The sequence below is a fragment of the Pseudomonas sp. UYEF17 genome, from assembly GCF_040546125.1.
In the GTDB taxonomy this organism is placed as follows: domain Bacteria; phylum Pseudomonadota; class Gammaproteobacteria; order Pseudomonadales; family Pseudomonadaceae; genus Aquipseudomonas; species Aquipseudomonas putida_Z.
The window spans coordinates 1-17,527 of the sequence record NZ_JBEPNE010000016.1 but is presented as its reverse complement, the minus strand read 5'-3'; the positions used below and the strand labels follow the sequence as shown (position 1 = coordinate 17,527).

17 protein-coding genes and 1 pseudogene are annotated in these 17,527 nt (G+C 58.7%); 5 read left to right on the top strand and 13 right to left on the bottom strand.

All coding sequences use genetic code 11. From position 1 onward, the window contains the following. Nucleotides 1–217 precede the first annotated feature (217 nt). The 8 genes from ABIB24_RS20585 to ABIB24_RS20550 form a co-directional block, all read right to left on the bottom strand. The gene (locus tag ABIB24_RS20585) at nucleotides 218–841 is read right to left on the bottom strand and encodes an RraA family protein (RefSeq protein ID WP_121757829.1); all 624 of its coding nucleotides are present in this window, start codon (nucleotides 839–841) and stop codon (nucleotides 218–220) included. Further along, nucleotides 838–1,227, bottom strand: a complete 390-nt coding sequence (locus ABIB24_RS20580; protein ID WP_121757828.1) for a RidA family protein — start codon at nucleotides 1,225–1,227, stop codon at nucleotides 838–840. Before ABIB24_RS20580 ends, ABIB24_RS20585 begins: the two co-directional genes overlap by 4 nt. Before the next feature lie 58 nt (nucleotides 1,228–1,285). Next, nucleotides 1,286–2,593: an OprD family porin gene (locus ABIB24_RS20575; protein WP_190869933.1), complete on the bottom strand. Its 1,308-nt coding sequence runs from the start codon at nucleotides 2,591–2,593 to the stop codon at nucleotides 1,286–1,288. Nucleotides 2,594–2,666: 73 nt separating this feature from the next. Next, nucleotides 2,667–3,992 (bottom strand): MFS transporter, encoded by a 1,326-nt coding sequence (locus tag ABIB24_RS20570; protein WP_016712287.1) that lies wholly within the window; start codon nucleotides 3,990–3,992, stop codon nucleotides 2,667–2,669. A gap of 139 nt (nucleotides 3,993–4,131) precedes the next feature. After that, entirely contained in the window at nucleotides 4,132–5,358 is a 1,227-nt protein-coding gene (locus tag ABIB24_RS20565) for a Zn-dependent hydrolase (RefSeq protein ID WP_121757826.1), read from the bottom strand. 28 nt (nucleotides 5,359–5,386) lie between these two features. Continuing rightward, nucleotides 5,387–6,316: a 2-hydroxyacid dehydrogenase gene (locus ABIB24_RS20560; protein WP_354317105.1), complete on the bottom strand. Its 930-nt coding sequence runs from the start codon at nucleotides 6,314–6,316 to the stop codon at nucleotides 5,387–5,389. After that, nucleotides 6,313–7,068: a class II aldolase/adducin family protein gene (locus ABIB24_RS20555; RefSeq protein ID WP_059394597.1), complete on the bottom strand. Its 756-nt coding sequence runs from the start codon at nucleotides 7,066–7,068 to the stop codon at nucleotides 6,313–6,315. Before ABIB24_RS20555 ends, ABIB24_RS20560 begins: the two co-directional genes overlap by 4 nt. A gap of 13 nt (nucleotides 7,069–7,081) precedes the next feature. Next, nucleotides 7,082–8,377, bottom strand: coding sequence for an MFS transporter (locus ABIB24_RS20550; RefSeq protein WP_104444431.1), 1,296 nt, complete (start codon nucleotides 8,375–8,377; stop codon nucleotides 7,082–7,084). Between the two features lie 156 nt (nucleotides 8,378–8,533). Here ABIB24_RS20550 and ABIB24_RS20545 point away from each other — a divergent pair, with 156 nt between their 5' ends. After that, complete coding sequence (locus tag ABIB24_RS20545; protein WP_121757824.1) at nucleotides 8,534–9,511, top strand: LysR family transcriptional regulator; 978 nt, start codon at nucleotides 8,534–8,536, stop codon at nucleotides 9,509–9,511. Between the two features lie 49 nt (nucleotides 9,512–9,560). Here the strand turns inward: ABIB24_RS20545 and ABIB24_RS20540 are convergent, their stop codons facing one another. The 3 genes from ABIB24_RS20540 to ABIB24_RS20530 all read right to left on the bottom strand — a co-directional run bounded on the left by ABIB24_RS20540 (nucleotide 9,561) and on the right by ABIB24_RS20530 (nucleotide 11,998). Next, entirely contained in the window at nucleotides 9,561–9,794 is a 234-nt protein-coding gene (locus ABIB24_RS20540) for a hypothetical protein (RefSeq protein ID WP_029380236.1), read from the bottom strand. A gap of 10 nt (nucleotides 9,795–9,804) precedes the next feature. After that, a complete protein-coding gene (locus ABIB24_RS20535) occupies nucleotides 9,805–11,220 on the bottom strand; it encodes an amino acid permease (protein WP_121757823.1) in 1,416 nt (471 codons plus the stop codon). A 355-nt stretch (nucleotides 11,221–11,575) separates the two neighbouring features. Further along, on the bottom strand, nucleotides 11,576–11,998 hold the full coding sequence (locus tag ABIB24_RS20530; RefSeq protein ID WP_058603583.1) for an Lrp/AsnC family transcriptional regulator: 423 nt from the start codon (nucleotides 11,996–11,998) through the stop codon (nucleotides 11,576–11,578). Nucleotides 11,999–12,181: 183 nt separating this feature from the next. On the opposite strand from ABIB24_RS20530, the gene ocd reads away from it, so the two are divergent. Then, the gene (gene ocd, locus ABIB24_RS20525; RefSeq protein WP_121757822.1) at nucleotides 12,182–13,234 is read left to right on the top strand and encodes an ornithine cyclodeaminase; all 1,053 of its coding nucleotides are present in this window, start codon (nucleotides 12,182–12,184) and stop codon (nucleotides 13,232–13,234) included. A gap of 32 nt (nucleotides 13,235–13,266) precedes the next feature. Then, nucleotides 13,267–14,205 carry a citrulline utilization hydrolase CtlX gene (gene ctlX / locus ABIB24_RS20520; protein ID WP_058603585.1) on the top strand — a complete coding sequence of 313 codons (939 nt, stop codon included), beginning with the start codon at nucleotides 13,267–13,269 and terminating at the stop codon, nucleotides 14,203–14,205. Between the two features lie 57 nt (nucleotides 14,206–14,262). Here the strand turns inward: ctlX and ABIB24_RS20515 are convergent. Beyond that, nucleotides 14,263–14,685, bottom strand: a pseudogene (locus tag ABIB24_RS20515) (isochorismatase family protein); the annotation flags it as partial. 789 nt (nucleotides 14,686–15,474) lie between these two features. Here ABIB24_RS20515 and ABIB24_RS20510 point away from each other — a divergent pair. Continuing rightward, a complete protein-coding gene (locus ABIB24_RS20510) occupies nucleotides 15,475–15,729 on the top strand; it encodes a hypothetical protein (RefSeq protein ID WP_121757883.1) in 255 nt (84 codons plus the stop codon). 297 nt (nucleotides 15,730–16,026) lie between these two features. Beyond that, complete coding sequence (locus tag ABIB24_RS20505; protein WP_121757820.1) at nucleotides 16,027–16,323, top strand: hypothetical protein; 297 nt, start codon at nucleotides 16,027–16,029, stop codon at nucleotides 16,321–16,323. 51 nt (nucleotides 16,324–16,374) lie between these two features. On the opposite strand, the gene ABIB24_RS20500 is transcribed toward ABIB24_RS20505, so the two are convergent. Then, the gene (locus ABIB24_RS20500) at nucleotides 16,375–17,382 is read right to left on the bottom strand and encodes a hypothetical protein (RefSeq protein WP_354317103.1); all 1,008 of its coding nucleotides are present in this window, start codon (nucleotides 17,380–17,382) and stop codon (nucleotides 16,375–16,377) included. Between the last annotated feature and the right edge of the window lie 145 nt (nucleotides 17,383–17,527).

Here is a 17,527-nt window from a genome sequence, read left to right as displayed (position 1 = left end):
ATTGGCGGTTTTTTTTATGCACCAGAACCAGACCTTGGCATTGTTCTGGACACGCAGAGTGCCTCACGTAATTTTCACAAAGGGCGGGTTAGGCTTCCCCACATCTCTACGATTCATCCGGCCCGCTTTCCCATCGCGGGCTTTTTTTTGCCCTCCGATTATGGGTGAGTGGCAGATTCAGCACTCACTCACCCGCCATAAGGCTCACCGGCCTGGGTTAGCTGTTTCCGGTGGACGTGGCCAGCACATCCTGGAGCGGTTCACCATTGCGCAGGCGCGCCAGGATGCCGGGTTCACTGAGGTCTGACTGCAGTGCTCTGTCGATAACCGTCGCGAGTTCTTCCGCCGGTAGGATTAGCACGCCGTTGTCATCGGCAAGGACAAAATCACCGGGATGCACCTCCACTCCAGCGCAACTCACGGGCACGTTCACCTGACTTGTCTGGCCGCCGATCAGCTTGGTCGTCAACTGAGTGGTGCCACGAGCGAACACCGGCAACTGGCAGGTACGCAGTTCGTTGATGTCGGTGACTACCCCGTCGACGATGATGCCGGCGGCACCCGCGCAGCGAGCCGCAAACTGCGTGACCGCCCCGACACAAGCGTGGGCATGGTCACCCGCCATGTCGATCACCAGGACATCGCCTGGCTGAAGGGCGATAAGGGCACGGTTGACGGCGATGGCATCGGGCTCGGCCAGGCGAAGTGTCACGGCGCGCCCAACAATGCGACCGCCCGGCACCATTGCGCGGACTTCATGGCTGACGAACCCGCGTTCGAGGAAGTGGCCCAGCGTGGCGAAGCTCACCTCCCGTAGTTTTGCGATCAGGTCGTCGTTCATTGCCCGCGCTCCATGTCGATCAGCTCGGCCACACAGTCGATTTCCAAGCTCACGCCCCACAGCTGCACGCAGACGGTTGTACGAGCGGGTGGTGCATGGCCAAGGATTTCCTTGTACACCTCGTTGAAGGGCACCAGTTGATCGGGGTGTGTCAGGTAGGCGTTCACCTTGACGATGTGGGAAAGGCTGGAGCCCGCCGCTTCGAGGATCGCGGCAAGGTTGGCGAAGGTCTGCCTGACCTGGTCTTTGAAATTGTCGGGCTGTTCTTCCAGGCTGCCCAGCGATGGGATTTGGCCGGCGGTGAACACCAGGTGGCCGCTGACCACGGCTTGGGAATACGGGCCTACTGGGCTGATGGTGCCAGGGGCGCTGTGGATGCGTTTCATTGAGAGCTCCTTGAAGCGAAGATGTGCCACCGGCTCGCCGGCAGCACGTGGTCAGAGATCAGAAGAGCGCCAGGGTGTAGCTGACGATGAGTCGGTTCTGCTCTTGGTTGGGGTCGATTTCGGAGTGCAGCAATCCATGGCGCCAAGCCAGGCCGAGACCTTTGAGGGCACCGTCCTGCACGACATAGTCCAGGCCCACATCCCGTTCCCACTCGGACGCGTCATTGCCGCTGGTGGTGCGGATGTCTTCACCCTTCAGGTACATCAGGGAGAATTTCAGGCCAGGTACGCCGGCAGCGGCGAAGTCATAGCTGTACTGGGCAAACGCGGTACGCTCGCCCGCTCGGTTGAAGCTCGCGAGCATCCGGTCGGTGTAGAGGTAGACACTGGCACCACCTGCGCCCTTGCCGCTGAGGGAGCCCTGGTTCGGTTGGACGAAGTTGCTTCCATCCGACACCTCCTGATAGCCGGCCATGAGCGCGTGGCCCTGGACGGAATAGGTCAGCGCTGCGCTCCAGGTGTGGTTATCGATCTTGCCGTCACCGTCCTCGGTGTAGCCGCCCACTCGGTATCCACTTGCGCGACCCGCAGCGGAGTCGTTGGCTCCATCGGAGAAGGTGCGGAAGTAGCGCAGGTCAGTGCGCAGCGATTGGCCTTCGGAGAGCGGGAGCGTGTGGGTGAGACCGACGAAGTGCTGGGTGTAATAGTCCTCGAGGTTGGCAACGTAGTATTGCGCCGTGAGTTGTTTGCCGATCCGGTAGTCGCCACCCGCGAAGAGGAACTGGTCGCTCTCACGGGTGCCGCCGGCTACGGCCAATCCAGTACGGTCACTGGAGGCACGGCCCGTAGCACGGTTGAGGCGCCCGCCGGTAAGGGTCAGGCCATCTAGGTCGGTTGAGGTGATCTGGGCCCCCTCGAACGTTTGGGGCAGCAGGCGACCATCGTTGTAGGTCAGCACCGGCAGCTTGGGCATCAGCGTGCCGTATCGCAGTTCGGTGTTGGCGACTTTCAGCTTGGGTGTCAGGCCCAGGCGGCTCCACTGTTGGGCCGCGCCACTGCCGTCGTCGGGGATCATGCTGCTGCCCCGGTGGCGACCATCGCCGCTATCAAGCGTCACGCCCATCAATCCCAGGGCATCCACGCCGACCCCAATTGGCCCTTCGGTGTAGCCGGATTTGAAGTCGAGGACGAAGGCCTGGGCCCATTCTTCGGTTTTGCTCTGGCCGAGACTGCCGGCCTGATCGCGGAAGTCGTTGTTGAAGTAAAAATTGCGCAGGCCAAGGTTCGCATGGCTGTCGCCCACCAGATCGGCTTGAGCGAAAGGGGACAAGGCGAAAACGCCTGCACTCATCAGGTATTTTTTCATCTGGAAACTCTTCAAACGGAAGTAGGAAACACTCGCCTGGTTGGCGAGAGAAACTCGGGGGTACAGCACGGAATTACTGCCGTGCTTGGTCGATATCCCGTTTGAAGGTCTCAGTGAGTAGCAGCAGCGCGATCAGAGAAACAACGGCTGAGCCGATCATGTACCAGGCAATCGATGAGCCTTTGCCAGTCCACGACAGCAATGCGGTGGTAACCAGAGGGGTTGCGGCGCTTCCGAGCAGGCCGGAAAGCATGTAGCTGATCGACAGGCCCGAGTAACGAACTCGAGTGCCGAACAACTCCGCGAGGAATGTGGCAATGGGGCCGTAGTTGGCCGCGAATGCCGTCATCATCAGCATGTAACCGGCGAACGCCAGGCCGAGAACTTTGGAATCCATCAGCCAGAACATCGGGAAGGCCACGAGTGCCTCGGCGATGATCCCGCCGATGATGATCGGCTTGCGGCCAACCTTGTCGGAGAGGGCGCCGAAGAACGGCAGCATAGCGATACAGGCAGCGCAGGAAACCAGCACTACCGTGAGCATTTCTCCACGTGTGAAGCCCAAGGTCTGAGTACCGTAGGTCAGGCCGAAGGCCACGATGAGGTTGTAGGAGGTGCCAGTGGACATGGTTGCCACACCACCCAGGACTACCTGCTTCCAGTATTTGCGGAACACCTCGAACAGCGGCACTTTGACTTGGCTGCCTTTGTTCTCCACCGCTTTGAACGACGGTGTCTCATGGATGTTGAGGCGGATGTACAAGCCCAATCCGATCAGCAGAACGCTGAGCAGGAACGGCACACGCCAGCCCCAATCCAGCAGCTGCTCGTTGGTCAGCGTGGTGGCGAACATCAGGAACACGAGGTTGGCCAGCATCGTGCCCGCCGGTACGCCGATCTGAACCCACGAGCCGTAGAGTCCGCGTTGATGCTTTGGCGCATGTTCCACCGCCATCAGCACGGCGCCGCCCCATTCTCCGCCCAGAGCCAGGCCCTGGATGATGCGCAGTGTAAGCAGCATGATCGGTGCCCAGATGCCGACCGACTCATAGCTCGGCAACAGGCCGATGGCGAAGGTGGCCGCACCCATGGTCAGCAAAGAGATGAGCAGCATCGACTTTCGGCCCAGGCGGTCACCGAAGTGACCGAAAAGCGCGGCGCCGATCATCCGGGCGCCATAGGCTGAAGCAAAGGTGCCGAAAGCGAGGAGGGTGCCTACCAGGGGATCAAAGCCTGGGAAGAAGATCTTGTTGAATACCAGGGCCGAGGCCGTGGCGAAGAGGAACAGGTCATACCACTCAACGGTGGTGCCGATCACACTGGCGACCGCGACTTTTTTCATGTCGGCGGTGCGTTGTGGTTGCGCGCTGGCAACCTCGGTGTACGCAGGGCTGGTCATTGCCATTTTCTCCCGAAAGATGGGTTCTGGTTGTTATTGGCAGCTGAAGGCGGAGCGGCTATTTCTTGTTTTTGGGCAAAGCGTTCCCGTGGGCCCAGCTTTCTTGAATTGGCTGGGCGCCTGGGTGGATCTGGTTTAGTCAGCGTCTGTCGGCGCGGGTCAGCACGGCGTTGAGCAGTACGTCGCAGCCCATGGTCACGTCGTTGGGCAAGGCGTCTTCGGCTTCGTTATGGCTCAGGCCGCCGACGCAGGGGATGAACACCATGGTGGTTGGGCAGTGACGGGCCAGGTGAATGGCGTCATGGCCGGCGCCGCTGACGATTGGCTGGTACGGGTAGCCCAGGCCTTCGATGGCTTTGCGTACTGCATCGATGCAGGCCGGGTCGAAAGGCGTGGCCGGGCTCAGCCAGTGACGGTTGATCTGGACTTCCAAGCCACGCTTGGTGGCGATTTGGTCGATGAGTGCACGGGCGCTGGCTTCCATGTCAGCGATGGCGGCATCTTCGTGGTGGCGAAGATCGAGGGTAAACGCCACGTGGCCAGGGATGGTGTTGCGGGAAGAGCGAGCGATCTGCAATTGGCCAACGGTAACAAGGCCTTTGGGCGCAAAGTCGCGTGACAGTTGTTCCAATGCGGTGATCATTTCCCCTACACCGAACAAAGAGTCGCGGCGCAGAGGCATTGGCGTGGTGCCTGCGTGAGCGGCCTGGCCACTGATCTCGATGTCCAGCCAGCAGATCGCTTGCCCACCCGAGACCAACCCTACGGGCAGGCCGGCGTCCTCCAGGATTGGGCCTTGCTCGATGTGTGCTTCGAAGTACGCGTCGAACTCACGGCCCAGAGGTAGCTCACCTGCGTAGCCGGTTTGCTCCAACGCTTCGGCAACGCTGACGCCTTCAGCATCGCGGCTGGACAGCGCTTGCTCGAGGGGCAGCTCGCCCGTGAACACCGCCGATCCGAGCATGGCAGGAGTGAAACGAGCGCCTTCTTCGTTCGTCCAGACCGCGATTTCCAATGGGCGCTCGAGCTGCAGGCCTTTGTCCTGAAGGCTACGTACCACTTCCAGGCCGGCAAGTACGCCGTAGATGCCATCGAAGCGACCGCCCTTCGGTTGGGTGTCCAAATGGCTGCCCATGACCACAGGGGGCAGGGCGTCATTGCGGCCTGGCAGGCGGGCGAATAGGTTGCCGATGGCATCAACATGGATGCTCATTCCGGCCTCGCGGCACCAGCTTGCGAACAGCTCGCGTCCGTCTCGGTCTTCTTTCGACAGTGCCAAGCGGCAGTTGCCGCCTTTGGCGGTTGGGCCAACCTTGGCCATGTCCATGAGGCTGTCCCACAGCCGTGTGCCATTGCATGTATGCATGATGTGAATCCTCAAACAGGCGGTGGGATCAGTATCCGAGCGCGGGGTCTACTTGGTTCAGGAGTGGTTCAGCACAGGCCAGACGCCGAGCGTTCTCGGCAACTTGCTGGGCGATACAGTCGTGGGAAGCGCATGAGGCCATGTGGGGTGTGACGACGATTCCCGGCGTGTTCCAGAGGCGGCTGTCCAATGGCAGCGGCTCTTTCTCGAACACATCGAGAAGCGCACCGCGCAGTCGGCCACTGTTGACGGAGTTGATCAGGTCATCCACCTGCAGGTGCTGCCCTCGTCCGCAGTTGATCACTGCCGCGTTTGGCGCCAAGGCTTCAAAGGTCTTCTGGCAGAGGATGCCGCGAGTGGCATCGGTCAATGGCAGCAGGTTGATCAACAGGTCGAGACCATCCAGGAACTGATCGAACTCCGCTGGGCCCGAGAATGTGCGCACGCCGCTCAGCTGCCTGGCACTCCTCGACCAACCTCGGACAGCATATCCAGCCTCGGCCAACTCGCCGGCAATAGCCCCTCCAAGGGAGCCGAGCCCCATGACGCCGATGCGGTATTCACCAGCGAGGCGTTGAGGATGACGTTGCCATACCTGTTGCTGCTGTTGGGCAAGTGCTCGGTCGAAGTCCCGGTGGTAGTGGATGACCGCCCAGCGAACATACTCCGCCATGCCTTGGCGGTGAGCTGGGTCTACGACTCTGCACACTGGCAATGCTGGCTGGCTCGGGTCGTTGGCCAGGTGATCAACACCTGCAGCCACCGAGTGGATCAGCTTCAGGTTAGGTAATGCGCTGAGGCTGCCTACGGGAGGGAACCAGCATGCGGCTACCTGTGCCTCCTGGGCTGCGGGATCGTTGGCAAGCACCACACGTAGCTGGGGAGCGCTGCGAGCGAAGGCAGACTTCAGTTGGCCCAGAAGTGCCTGGTCGGTTGAAAGCAGTACCAGCGGTTTCATGAGCAGTACGACTCGCGTTGGTGTTCGATCAAGGTCAGGGCGGCGTTCCAGCTCAGGCTGATGATTTGCGCTGACTCGTCGCGTTGGAACTGCGCGGCGGTGTGGCGGCAGACTTCTTCGTTGGGGTAGATGAGCTTGCTGCCGCCGGCCAATGCCTGTACTTGCGCCTGGCAGGCGCGCTCCAGGAAGTGAATCTCGTGGAAGGCCTCGGCAACACTGGAGCCGCCGGCCAGCAGGCCGTGGTTTCGCAGGATCATTGCTTTGTGCGTGCCGAGGTCGGCGATGAGGCGCTCGCGTTCATCCAGAGACAGGGCGATGCCTTCGTACTGGTGGTAGGCCAGCTTGCCGTAGAACTTCAGCGCATGCTGGCTGATCGGCAGCAACCCGTGTTCCTGAGCCGAGACGGCGATGCCGGCTGCGGTGTGGGTGTGGATCACGCAGTGCATGTCCGGGCGTGCCATGTGGATCGCCGAGTGGATCACGAAGCCAGCCGCGTTCACCCGGCGCTCGCCATTGGCCTGGTCGACCACATTGCCATGTTGGTCGATGCGTACCAGATCACTGGCGCGCATCCGGTCGAAGATCACGCCGTATTGGTTGATCAGGAAGTGATGCTCAGGCCCAGGAATACGCAGGGTAATGTGGGTGTCGATCAAATCGGTCATGCGGAAGTGCGCAACCATCCGGTACAGCGCGGCCAGTTCGCAGCGTGCCTGCCATTCGACATCGCTAATGTTGTGCGGCTTGCTCATGAAAACTCCTGATTTAACGAGCGATGGCGGGGGTGGGTTGCTGCTGCTCGCCACGCAGGCGAGAGAGGCCACAGACGCCGATCAAGGAAAGCGTGGAGAGCGCGGTGAAGAACACGGCGAGTGGCAGCCACTGGCCGGCGAAGCGGTCGGCCAGCAACGTGCCGATGATCGGCGTGCTGCCCCCGGCGATGGCGCAAATCAACTGGTAGGCGAGCGAGATACCGGAGTAGCGCAGGTGAGCGGGGAAGGCCTGGGTCATGTAGCCGGCGATCACCGCATACAGTGCCGAGAGCGTGACCACTGCCATCGCGATGCCGGCTGTCATCAACACCAGGTTCTGGGTGCCGACCAGCATGAACATGGGGTAGGGCACAGCCATGCACAGCAGGGCTACCAGCTTGAGGAAGCGGCCTTCGCCAATGCGTTCAGCCAGCAGCGCGGCCAGTGGCTGGGTCAAGAACTGCAGGATGGTCACCAGGAACAGGCAGTCGAGGATGGTTGCTCGAGGGATACCCTGGTAGGTGGTGACGTAGGTGATCATGAAGGTGTTGGTGAAGAAGAAACCGGCGGAGCCGATGGTCACCGCGAGAGCGGCAAACAGGATCTGCCTCCAGCAGTCACGTACCACTTCCAGCACCGGGTATTTGACGACCTCTTGCTTGGCCTTGGCGGCTTGGAATTCAGGGCTTTCCTCGACGCCGAAGCGGATAACCAGACCCACCAGCATCAGGACGCCACTGGCCAGGAACGGCAGACGCCAACCCCAGCTCAGGAACTCTTCGGGCTCCAAGGATGACACCAGGCGGAATGCGATCAGCGCGAGCAGCAGGCCAGCCGGGCTGCCGAGCTGAGCGAACGAGGCGTAGAACACTTTGCGTTTGGCCGGCGCATGCTCGCTGGCCATCAGAACGGCACCACCCCACTCACCACCTACGGAGATCCCCTGGACAATCCGCAGGGCAATCAGTCCGATGGGGGCCCAGATACCAGCAGTGGCGTAGCTGGGCAGCAGGCCAATGCCTGTGGTGGCCAGGCCCATCAGCACCATGGTGACCAGCAGCATTTTTTTGCGGCCCAGACGGTCGCCCAGATGGCCGAAGACCATGCCTGCCATCGGTCGGGCAATAAAGCCTACGGCGAAGGTGCCGAATGCCGCCAAGGTGCTGAGCAAGGGGTTGCTGCTCGGGAAGAACACCTGACCCAGTACGAGTGCAGCCGCCGTGGCGTAGATGTAGAAGTCGTAGAACTCGATGGTGGTGCCGACAAATGCGGCAGCCGCCGCACGACGCGGCTGGTTTGACGTATGCATGCAAGGCCCTTCTTAGAGTTATAGGCAGGTGGGCAGGTTTGGCTAAACCGGTCGCGCTCTGTTCGGCGCTTTCGAGATTTATCGCCTTGGGGCTATGATTAGTCAATTTGCTAATTCTTATCCGTCGTATTAGCAGCGCTACTAATGGGCCCGTAGATGAATCCGCCAACTTCAAGATCTGATGCTTTGGTCAACAAATGGGAAGGGCGTCGATTTCTGAACGACCGCCTGGACTGGAACCTGCTGCGTACTTACCTTGCGATTGGCCAGGAGGGCAGCATCAGCAGGGCCGCAGCAAGGTTGCACGTGACCCAGTCGGCGGTTAGCCAGGCGCTCAGGCGTCTTGAAGAGCAGCTTGGCTGTGCCCTCATTCTTCGAGGTGGCCCGCGCTTCGACCTGACGGCTGCCGGGGAGGAGGTGCTGCGTATCGCCATCGATATCTATGGCGACGTGTCACGCATCAGTGCGGCTGTTGAGAAAGAGAGCGATGAGGTCGTCGGGAAGGTGCGGATCCTGAGCGTCAGTCGCGTGCAGTCGCGGGTCTATGACGATTTTCTGGGGGATTTCCACGAGGCCCACCCACGAGTCGAGCTGGAGATTGATGTCATGCGCAGTGCCGACATCATCAGCTCGCTGCTGCAGAAAACGGCAACTGCAGGTGTTGGCCTGTGTCGCATCCCCCAGCCCAAGCTCGAACAGCGCCTGTTGCTCAACCAGCGCTATGCGTTCTTTTGCGGAGTACGACATCGGCTGTTCGGGCACACCGATGTCAGCCTCGAGTCTCTGCGTGGGGAAAACTTTGTGAGCTTTGCAAGCGACCAGTTGGGCGGCAACCTTTCGCCGCTCGCCATGTTCCGCGATCAGCATGGTTTCACCGGGCGCATCGTTGCTTCCTCTCCCAGTGTCGAGGAAGTCCAGAGGCTGGTGTGTGCCGGCTACGGGGTGGGTTGCATGCCTGAGCACCTTCTCCATGAGGATCTGGAGAAAGGCTTGCTCTGGCGGCTGCCGCCCTACGAAGGGATTGTCGATGTGGACTTGCACCTGCTCTGGAACAGGGAGCAGAGGATGACCATGGCGGAGACGGTGTTCTTGGAGAGCTTTCAGCACTGTCTCGCTCAGGCCTCGCTCGTTTGAGGGGCCCAAGTGAGACGACCGCAGCACTGGCTGCGGTCGTTACCTTTCGCTAGTCGGCGTTCAGCAATCGCTGCCGGGTCAGCACGCTGTTCAGCCGATCATCGTCCTTGAGCTCGACCTCGTTCAGCATGTCAGCAACGCTGGCACCTGCCTCAACTCGCTCCAGCCAGTACATCACGGCCTTCTTCATGAACCAGTGAGGCGTTCGGTCAAGCGAGCCTGCTGCTTCCCTGATGCGCTCCTTGGTCAGCGCGTCAAGTTTGATGCCTGTGGTCGAGCTCACGGGCACCCCCTCACAACGCCGATACGGCTACATGGCCGGATGCCTTCGCGCTGCGCTGATAGGCCAGCAGCAAGCCGATGTACCAGACAGGCATCACATACAGGGCGGTGCGGGTGTCTGCTTCAAGTGACAATAGACACAAGACGAACATCAGGAACACCAGTGACGTCACCGCAGTGAGCTTGCCGCCGGGGAGCTTGAAGGTTGATCGCTGATGGGCTTCAGGGCTGCTGCGGCGGTAGGCGAGGTACGACAGCAAGATCAATGACCAGGTCACGATCACCATGACCGCCGAGATGGTAGAGACCAGGGTGAAGACCGCCATGACGTCAGGGATCACGAACAGCAACGTCAGCGCGATAGTCATGCACAGGCCGGAGAACATCAGCGCCCGGATGGGGGTTCCAGAACCTGACAGGCGTCCGAAGGACTGGGGAGCCTGCTTGTTGTGCGACAGGCCGTAGAGCATGCGAGAGCCGGAGTACACGCCGCTGTTGGCCGAGGAGGCCGCAGACGTCATCACCACGAAGTTGATCATCCCGGCAGCCGCTGGCAAGCCGCCCAGCAGGAACAGCTCGACGAAGGGGCTTCGGTTCGCAGGCACGTGGGCCCATGAGATCACGCTGATGATGCAGGCGAGCGCAGCGACGTAGAACAGCAAGATCCGCAGCGGGATGGTGTTAATGGCCTTGGGGAGCGTTTTCTCGGGGTTGTGGGCCTCAGCTGCAGCAGTGCCGATGAGCTCGGTGCCTACGAACGAGAAGATGGCGATCTGGAAGCCGGCCAGGAAGCCCAACACGCCGTGCGGCATCATCACGCCCGGCTCGACCAGGTGGCTGAACGACGCAGTCACACCACCAGGGGAGGTGTAAGAGGTGGCCACCATGTAAAGGCCGGTGAGCACGAGGGCTACGATGGCGATGATCTTGATCAGACCGAACCAGAACTCCACCTCGCCGAATGCTTTGACGGCGAGCATGTTGAGCGCCACGAGCAGGAACATCGCGCCGAATGCCGGAATCCAGGTGGGAAGATCTGGATACCAGTATTGAAGAAATCCGGCGACTACCACTACGTCACCCACTGCGGTGACCACCCAGCTGAGCCAATAAGACCAGGCGAGAATGAACCCTGCGCGTGGGCCCAGGTGGTGATGGACGAGCTCTGCGAACGAGCCCATTTCAAGGTTGGCGAGGAGCATCTCGCCCATTGCTCGCATGATGCAGAAGACGAAGAATCCAATGATCGCGTAGACCAGGATGATTGACGATCCGGAGAGGGCGATCATCTTCCCGGAACCCATGAATAGGCCTGTGCCGATGGCGCCGCTGATGGCAATTAGCTGGATGTGTCTATTTTCCAGTCGCCGCTTAAGTGTTCGACCGTCGCCATGTATCGCGTCTTGCGAGTTGCACGATTGATGCATAATTGACCTCTTATTTTTTTTGTAAAAACCTATCCCACCCCTCCTTACGGAAGGTGATTTATATGCGCGTGGGCACCTCATAAAGTGGAGGGGCTGGTTATTACGCAGACGAGAACAGTAATCCCGAAAGAAGAATCTGACCAAGTTGTCAGATAATTAGATTTCAGTAGCGGTGTATGGTTATTTTTCTTGCCGGCTTCCGCCTTGATGGCCTGGAAGTGCCCATTCTGCCAGCCATAGTTGCCAACAGGAACGCTACAAAATGTCAGCCCTAGAGGCCTCATTTAGCATTCTGCATAGCCTGCTGAGCATTCTGTTCAGCTGCACAGCCATGGTGCAAAAGCCTGCTTTCTCCCTACATTTTGAACGTCGACAGCAGGATGCTGGTTTCAGTGTTTTCGATGTGGGGGATGGATCGAATGGTGTTCAGCGCCTTGTCAAAGGCTTCGAGTGTTTCGGCTCGGAGCTCCGCCATCAGATCCCAGCGGCCATTGGTTGTATGGATGGCAACCACGTTGGGATGCCCGCGTAGCGCGTGTTTGACCTCTGCAGCGTGGTGTCCACTGATACCGATACTGGTGATTGCCCTGACCCCTCGCTCGATGGCGTCTGACTGTAGGCGGATCGTGTAGCCCATGATGATGCCGCTCTCTTCCAGCTTGGTGAGGCGGTTTTGAACGGTAGCCCGAGCGACCTTGAGCTTTTTGGCTAGGGTCATGATGGGGGTTCGAGCGTTGTCTCGGAGGAGGGCGATGAGCTCTCGATCAATGCTGTCCATGATGCTGCGCTATCCATACTGCTAGATTGGGTGAGCAAAGTGTCCAGAAAGCTGATAAATCTGGCAACCTGTATGCTTCAATTTGTACCACTATTTCATCAGAATTTGGGAGGTGGCAAAAAAATATACTTGGCGCTCGCTGTGCACTGTCTGAAAGCGGGCGCACTCATAAGGTGCATAACAATGACGCATTTCATCGACGTTCCAACTATGTCCGATCTGGTTCATGACATTGGAGTAGTCCAATTTCTGGGGGAGCTTTCTGAGGTTATCCGAGACGACTTCAAGCGTTGGCCGGACTTCGATAAATCCGCCCGTGTCGCGAGTCATTCAGATGTTGGGGTGATCGAGTTAATGCCTGTGGCTGACAACAGTCAGTATGCGTTCAAGTATGTAAATGGCCATCCATCCAATACGTTCAAAGATCTTCATACAGTCATGGCATTCGGAGTTTTGGCCGATGTCGACACTGGCTATCCAGTCCTGCTGTCCGAGCTGACAATTGCGACGGCTCTGCGTACCGCCGCGACCTCGCTGATGGCGGCGAAAGCACTCGCCCGTCCGAACTCTCGCAAGATGGCGTTGATCGGGAATGGCGCCCAGAGTGAGTTCCAGGCCTTGGCTTTCCATAAGCATCTCGGCATCCAGGAGATCGTGGCCTTTGACACCGACCCTCTTGCCACCGCGAAGCTGATCCGAAACCTGCAGGAATACCCAGAGCTCAAAATCACGCGTGCCCAGAGTGTCGCCGAAGCAGTACGGGGTGCGGACATCGTCACAACCGTGACTGCCGACAAGGCCTACGCAACCATCATCACACCGGAGATGCTTGAGCCGGGCATGCACCTGAACGCTGTCGGTGGTGACTGCCCCGGTAAGACCGAGCTTCACGCTGATGTCTTGCGCAAGGCCAGGGTCTTCGTGGAGTACGAGCCTCAGACCCGTATCGAAGGCGACATCCAGCAGCTTGAAGCAGACTCGCCTGTCGTTGACCTCTGGCGAGTGCTGACGGGCGAGCAGGAAGGGCGCCAAAGCGCTGAGCAAGTGACGGTGTTCGACTCCGTGGGCTTCGCTCTCGAGGACTACTCGGTACTGCGCTACGTACTGCAGCAGGCTGAGAAGCGTGGTGCTGGGACGAAGATCGATCTGGTGCCATGGGTTGAGGATGATCCCAAGGATCTGTTCAGCCATACCCGTGGCCGCGCTGCCAAGAAACGCATCCGACGCGTTGCATAACTCCAAGATCAGACACACATCGGAATTTCGAGATGGCATTTCCTACGCGTTCTATTCAAGCACCTGCGGCAGTGGTGATGGTCAGGCCACATGCTTTCACCCCCAACCCGGAAACGGCAGCAGATAACTCATTCCAGAGCACCAATACTGATATCGCCGCTCAAGCGCTCTCCGAGATTGCTCGGGACGAAGTCACGCAGGCTGCTGGCCGGCTTGAAGCTGAGGGTGTCCGGGTTCACCTGTTTGATGACTTTGGCGAGAACAACACCCCTGACTCCGTCTTCCCCAACAACTGGTTCTCGACCCATCCAGGCGGGCATGTGGCGATTTACTCCATGTACTCCCCGAATCGTCGAAGGGAAAGACGAGTGGACGTCATTGAGATGCTCAAGCAGGAGTACCGGGTTCAAGATGTGATCGACTACTCGGGGCTGGAGCAGGATGAACTGTTCCTCGAAGGCACTGGGGCCATGGTGTTCGATCACATGTCCAGGGTCGCTTACACGGCACGTTCAAATCGGGCCGACCCGATTGCCTTGGAGCGCTTCAGCACCCACTTCAACTTCGAGCCGATGGTGTTCGATACAGCGGACGAGAAGGGGGCGCCGATTTACCACACCAACGTGCTGATGTGCGTGGCGACCGAGTTTGCGTTGGTGGGCTTCGGCACGTTCACGAACAAGGCCCGAGCCGAGGAGGTGCGCATGCGATTGATGGAGTCGGGTCGGGATGTCATCGACCTGACCAACCAGCAAATCAATGAGTTTGCCGGCAACGCCATTGAGCTCTCCGGGCGGGACGGGCGCATCTTGGCTCTTTCGCGCAGGGCTCATAACAGCCTCACCGCAGAGCAACGGGAGCGTATTGATCGCTCGGCCAGGCTGGTGCCGCTGGATGTTCCCACCATCGAGATGGCCGGTGGCTCAGTTCGCTGCATGATCGCCGGCATCCATCTTTCGCCCCGAGCATAAAAAAAGCTGCCCGGTGAGCGTCATGAGACGCCGCACTGGGCAGCTGTTGGATGTGGTTTAGGCGAAGGATTCCATGAGTACCTGCACCAATTCGCCACCTTCTGGAGTAGCCCAGCTGCCGGCCAGCTCGGCAATGACTTGGTTGGTACTGGTCAGCGTGGCGCCTGCCTTGTCCATGCGGCGGATCGCGATATCGTCAGCCATCACGGTTGGGGAAGCACCGGCATCAGCGACTACCTGAACTTCTTGCCCCTGAGCCAGCAAGGTCAACACTGGATATACGGTGCAGACGTCGTTGGTGACGCCGGCCACGATGAACTTTGTGCGGCCAGTGGCTTTAACGGCAGCAGCAAAGTTCTCATCATCCATTGCGTTGACAATACCCAGACGTTTTACACGCTTAGCGAATGCTTCTGGAAGGATCTGCTCCAGCTCACTGAGCAGCGGCCCCTGAGCGTGCTCCTCCATGCTCGAGGTCAGCGACCTGCCTATCTGAGACTCAAGGCTTCATGAGCAGCGTCAATCGCACCTATCCAGTGACGGCCTGAAGGCCAGCCGTTCGGCGAAAGCTGATGCGTTGGCATTCGCGTGCCCGATAGCCAAGTAACGCTAGCCAAATTGAGGAGCCAACTCCACCAGGCGCCGCGCCGGCACGCGCCACTGCCCAGCACGTTCCTTCGCGAAGCCCAAGTTCCGTTTCACGTCCTTGGGGGGCGACGGTTCAGCGGGAAATTTCCAAGTAACAAAACCAAATGGGATGTCCCGAATCTGATTGCGCCGATTACCCAAGACGGGCACGACGAATTAGGACAGTGTCCCTTGTCGGCCTCGATCGCGGTACTCCGACAGGGGACAAAACGGGAAAGATTGCCAAATGTTACAGTCCGACGAGGCTGAAACCCGCATGCTTGAAGGGCTGTGCATCCATACAGGAGGATTTTGGGATCCAACTAACAATTTGCGCACAAGTTATCCACAAGGGGGATACCTTGCATTGCCAAATTGACCCCATTATCTTGTATCTCGTTCCGCCATAAACCCCACATCTTGTGTTTTTGGCGGGCACGCTGCGGATTCAGAATGGCAGCGGGTATGCGTGCAAAGTTTGGTCGCCGAGCACGCATAACCGCCTTCCCTGAGCCAATGCGGACATTGGTGGGACGCGCATTAGAGAAAAACCGAGTCTGGCTGTCAACCATCCAGCCCGGTTTTCCGCTCAAGGGTTGCTCCTGCCTATTTGATCCAATATCGATACAGGAGCACATCATCGTGCCGAATAATACGAAGCAAACCTCTTCCACTGTAGCCACCCTGGCTTCCGAAGTCCTTCGCAGCGGCAGTTCTTCTGCGATCCAGAAGGAGCTGGCCGGCTCGGCTATGTCGCAGGCATCCACTGGTAAGCAAACCAGTGCCGAGATGGAGACCAAAGCCAGCCGGGTTCTAGAAAGCGACAAGTACAACGCCACGACCAAAGCCCTTGCGGGGTCTGTGCTTTCTCAATCGAACAAAGAGCGAGGCAACTGACATGGCCCAGTATTTCGTGAACCGGAACAAGCAGGCCAATGGTGACCATGAAGTGCACACCAGTGTCTGCACCTATCTGCCAGCTCCTCACAACCGTCTTGACCTGGGCTACCACATTACGTGTGCCACCGCTGTGCGCCAGGCTCGGAATGTCTATCCCCAATCCAACGGCTGCAAATACTGCTCTACCTTGTGCCATACGCAGTAGTCCTGGCTTAGCAGAAGACCAAACCAGGTGCTGCCCGCTTCATGGCGGGCCCACCTTACGGCAGTCGAGCTCACCGGGGAGAAAATTCCATGAGCTATCTCGTTTATTGCACGTTTGATCTGAAGAATGCGTCCTCGAGAGATTATGAGAAGGCGTATGAGGATTTGAATGCGATTGGCCTAGCCAAGGTTGTTAAAGCAGATACTGGCCAAAACGTGGTGATTCCAACGACTTCGACAATGGGCTTCTTCAACGGATCGGGAGTAGGTGCCGTCCGTGATTCGGTTCGCGGCTCTGTTCAAAAGGCGTTCGCCAATCGGGGGTTCACCTCCGAAATCTTCATTGTCGTGGGCGAGAATTGGGCCTGGGGTGGCGCCACTACTTAATGGCTCATGGCCTACGGATGGGGCCGATGACCACAAAGGTGAGTCCAATTTTCACAGAGCGTTAGACTCGACCCTGCTTTCTGTATCGGAATGGGTCTTGGGGCTGGTTTTCTTTCGAGCAGCAACGGCAAGCGGGTGGTTAGAGAAGTGTTGCTTGTAGGTCTTGAGTAGCGACTGGTTTCCCGACTCTTTGATCATCTCTTGGAGATCGGAACCTTCTCGGTATGCGATTGAGTACCGCTGCGTCTTTTCGTTTTCTTGCTTGATCAAGGCTTTCGACTCCGCGCTAATCGTGGCGTTTGTCCAGAGCTCGAAAGTCTGCTTGAGCTTTGCGTAGCCTTCTTCATGCTTGGCGAATTCACGAAGGACGGGTATCCGTTTCATCAACCATTTTTCGACCTCAGCGTCATCTACCTGGCCAGTTGGCAAGTGTCCTTTGCACTCAACAAAAACGAGTTCGGTGTTTCCCACCTCGACGAACACATCAACTTCAGCGCGGGTGCTCTCCGAGCCGCGAACTAGCTTGTTGATGGTGATATGGGGTTTCCGGTAGGTCTCCTCTGCCAGCTGAGCGCACAGGTACTCGAACAAACACCCACGTAGCGTACCTTCCGCCCCTTCAATTTTGCCGAGGGCGCTGAACAAAGCATCGATCTTGTCGGGCGTTCCCAGGTTTATGGCAGTCGCCTTCATCACGGAAGCCAGCTCGTTTAGGCCACGAGCAACGTCAGTGCCAAGCAGCGAGTCGAGCGTGGCAGCAATCGCGCCGTTTGCCCGAATGATGTTCACCGCCTCTTTATCAAAGCCGTTCGCAAGAAACATCTGCAGGACAGGCGCCACCTTCTTGAAACCACGGACATTCGTGCACTTTTTGACGAATGTCCTAGCCGAACTTGCCGACACCCTCCCACCCAGGTAGACGTCACACACGAATGAGCCCGGCTTGGGCTTGGTGCCGGTTCCGTTCGACCCCAGCAGTGGATACAGGTACGACGGAGCAGACAGATCCCAGTAGTTGGGCCCTGCAGTTGGAATCGCGCCTTCGCTTCGAATCTCCACCTTATTCCAGCTACCAATCCCTAGGCGACGTACCCACTCCTTGACGGCATTTTGAATCGCCCCTGGTTTCCTAGACACTCTCCAAGCTCAGGAAATAGCGTTTCTCATATTCTATTGGAGACAGCTGCATAGCACTGCTGTGTCG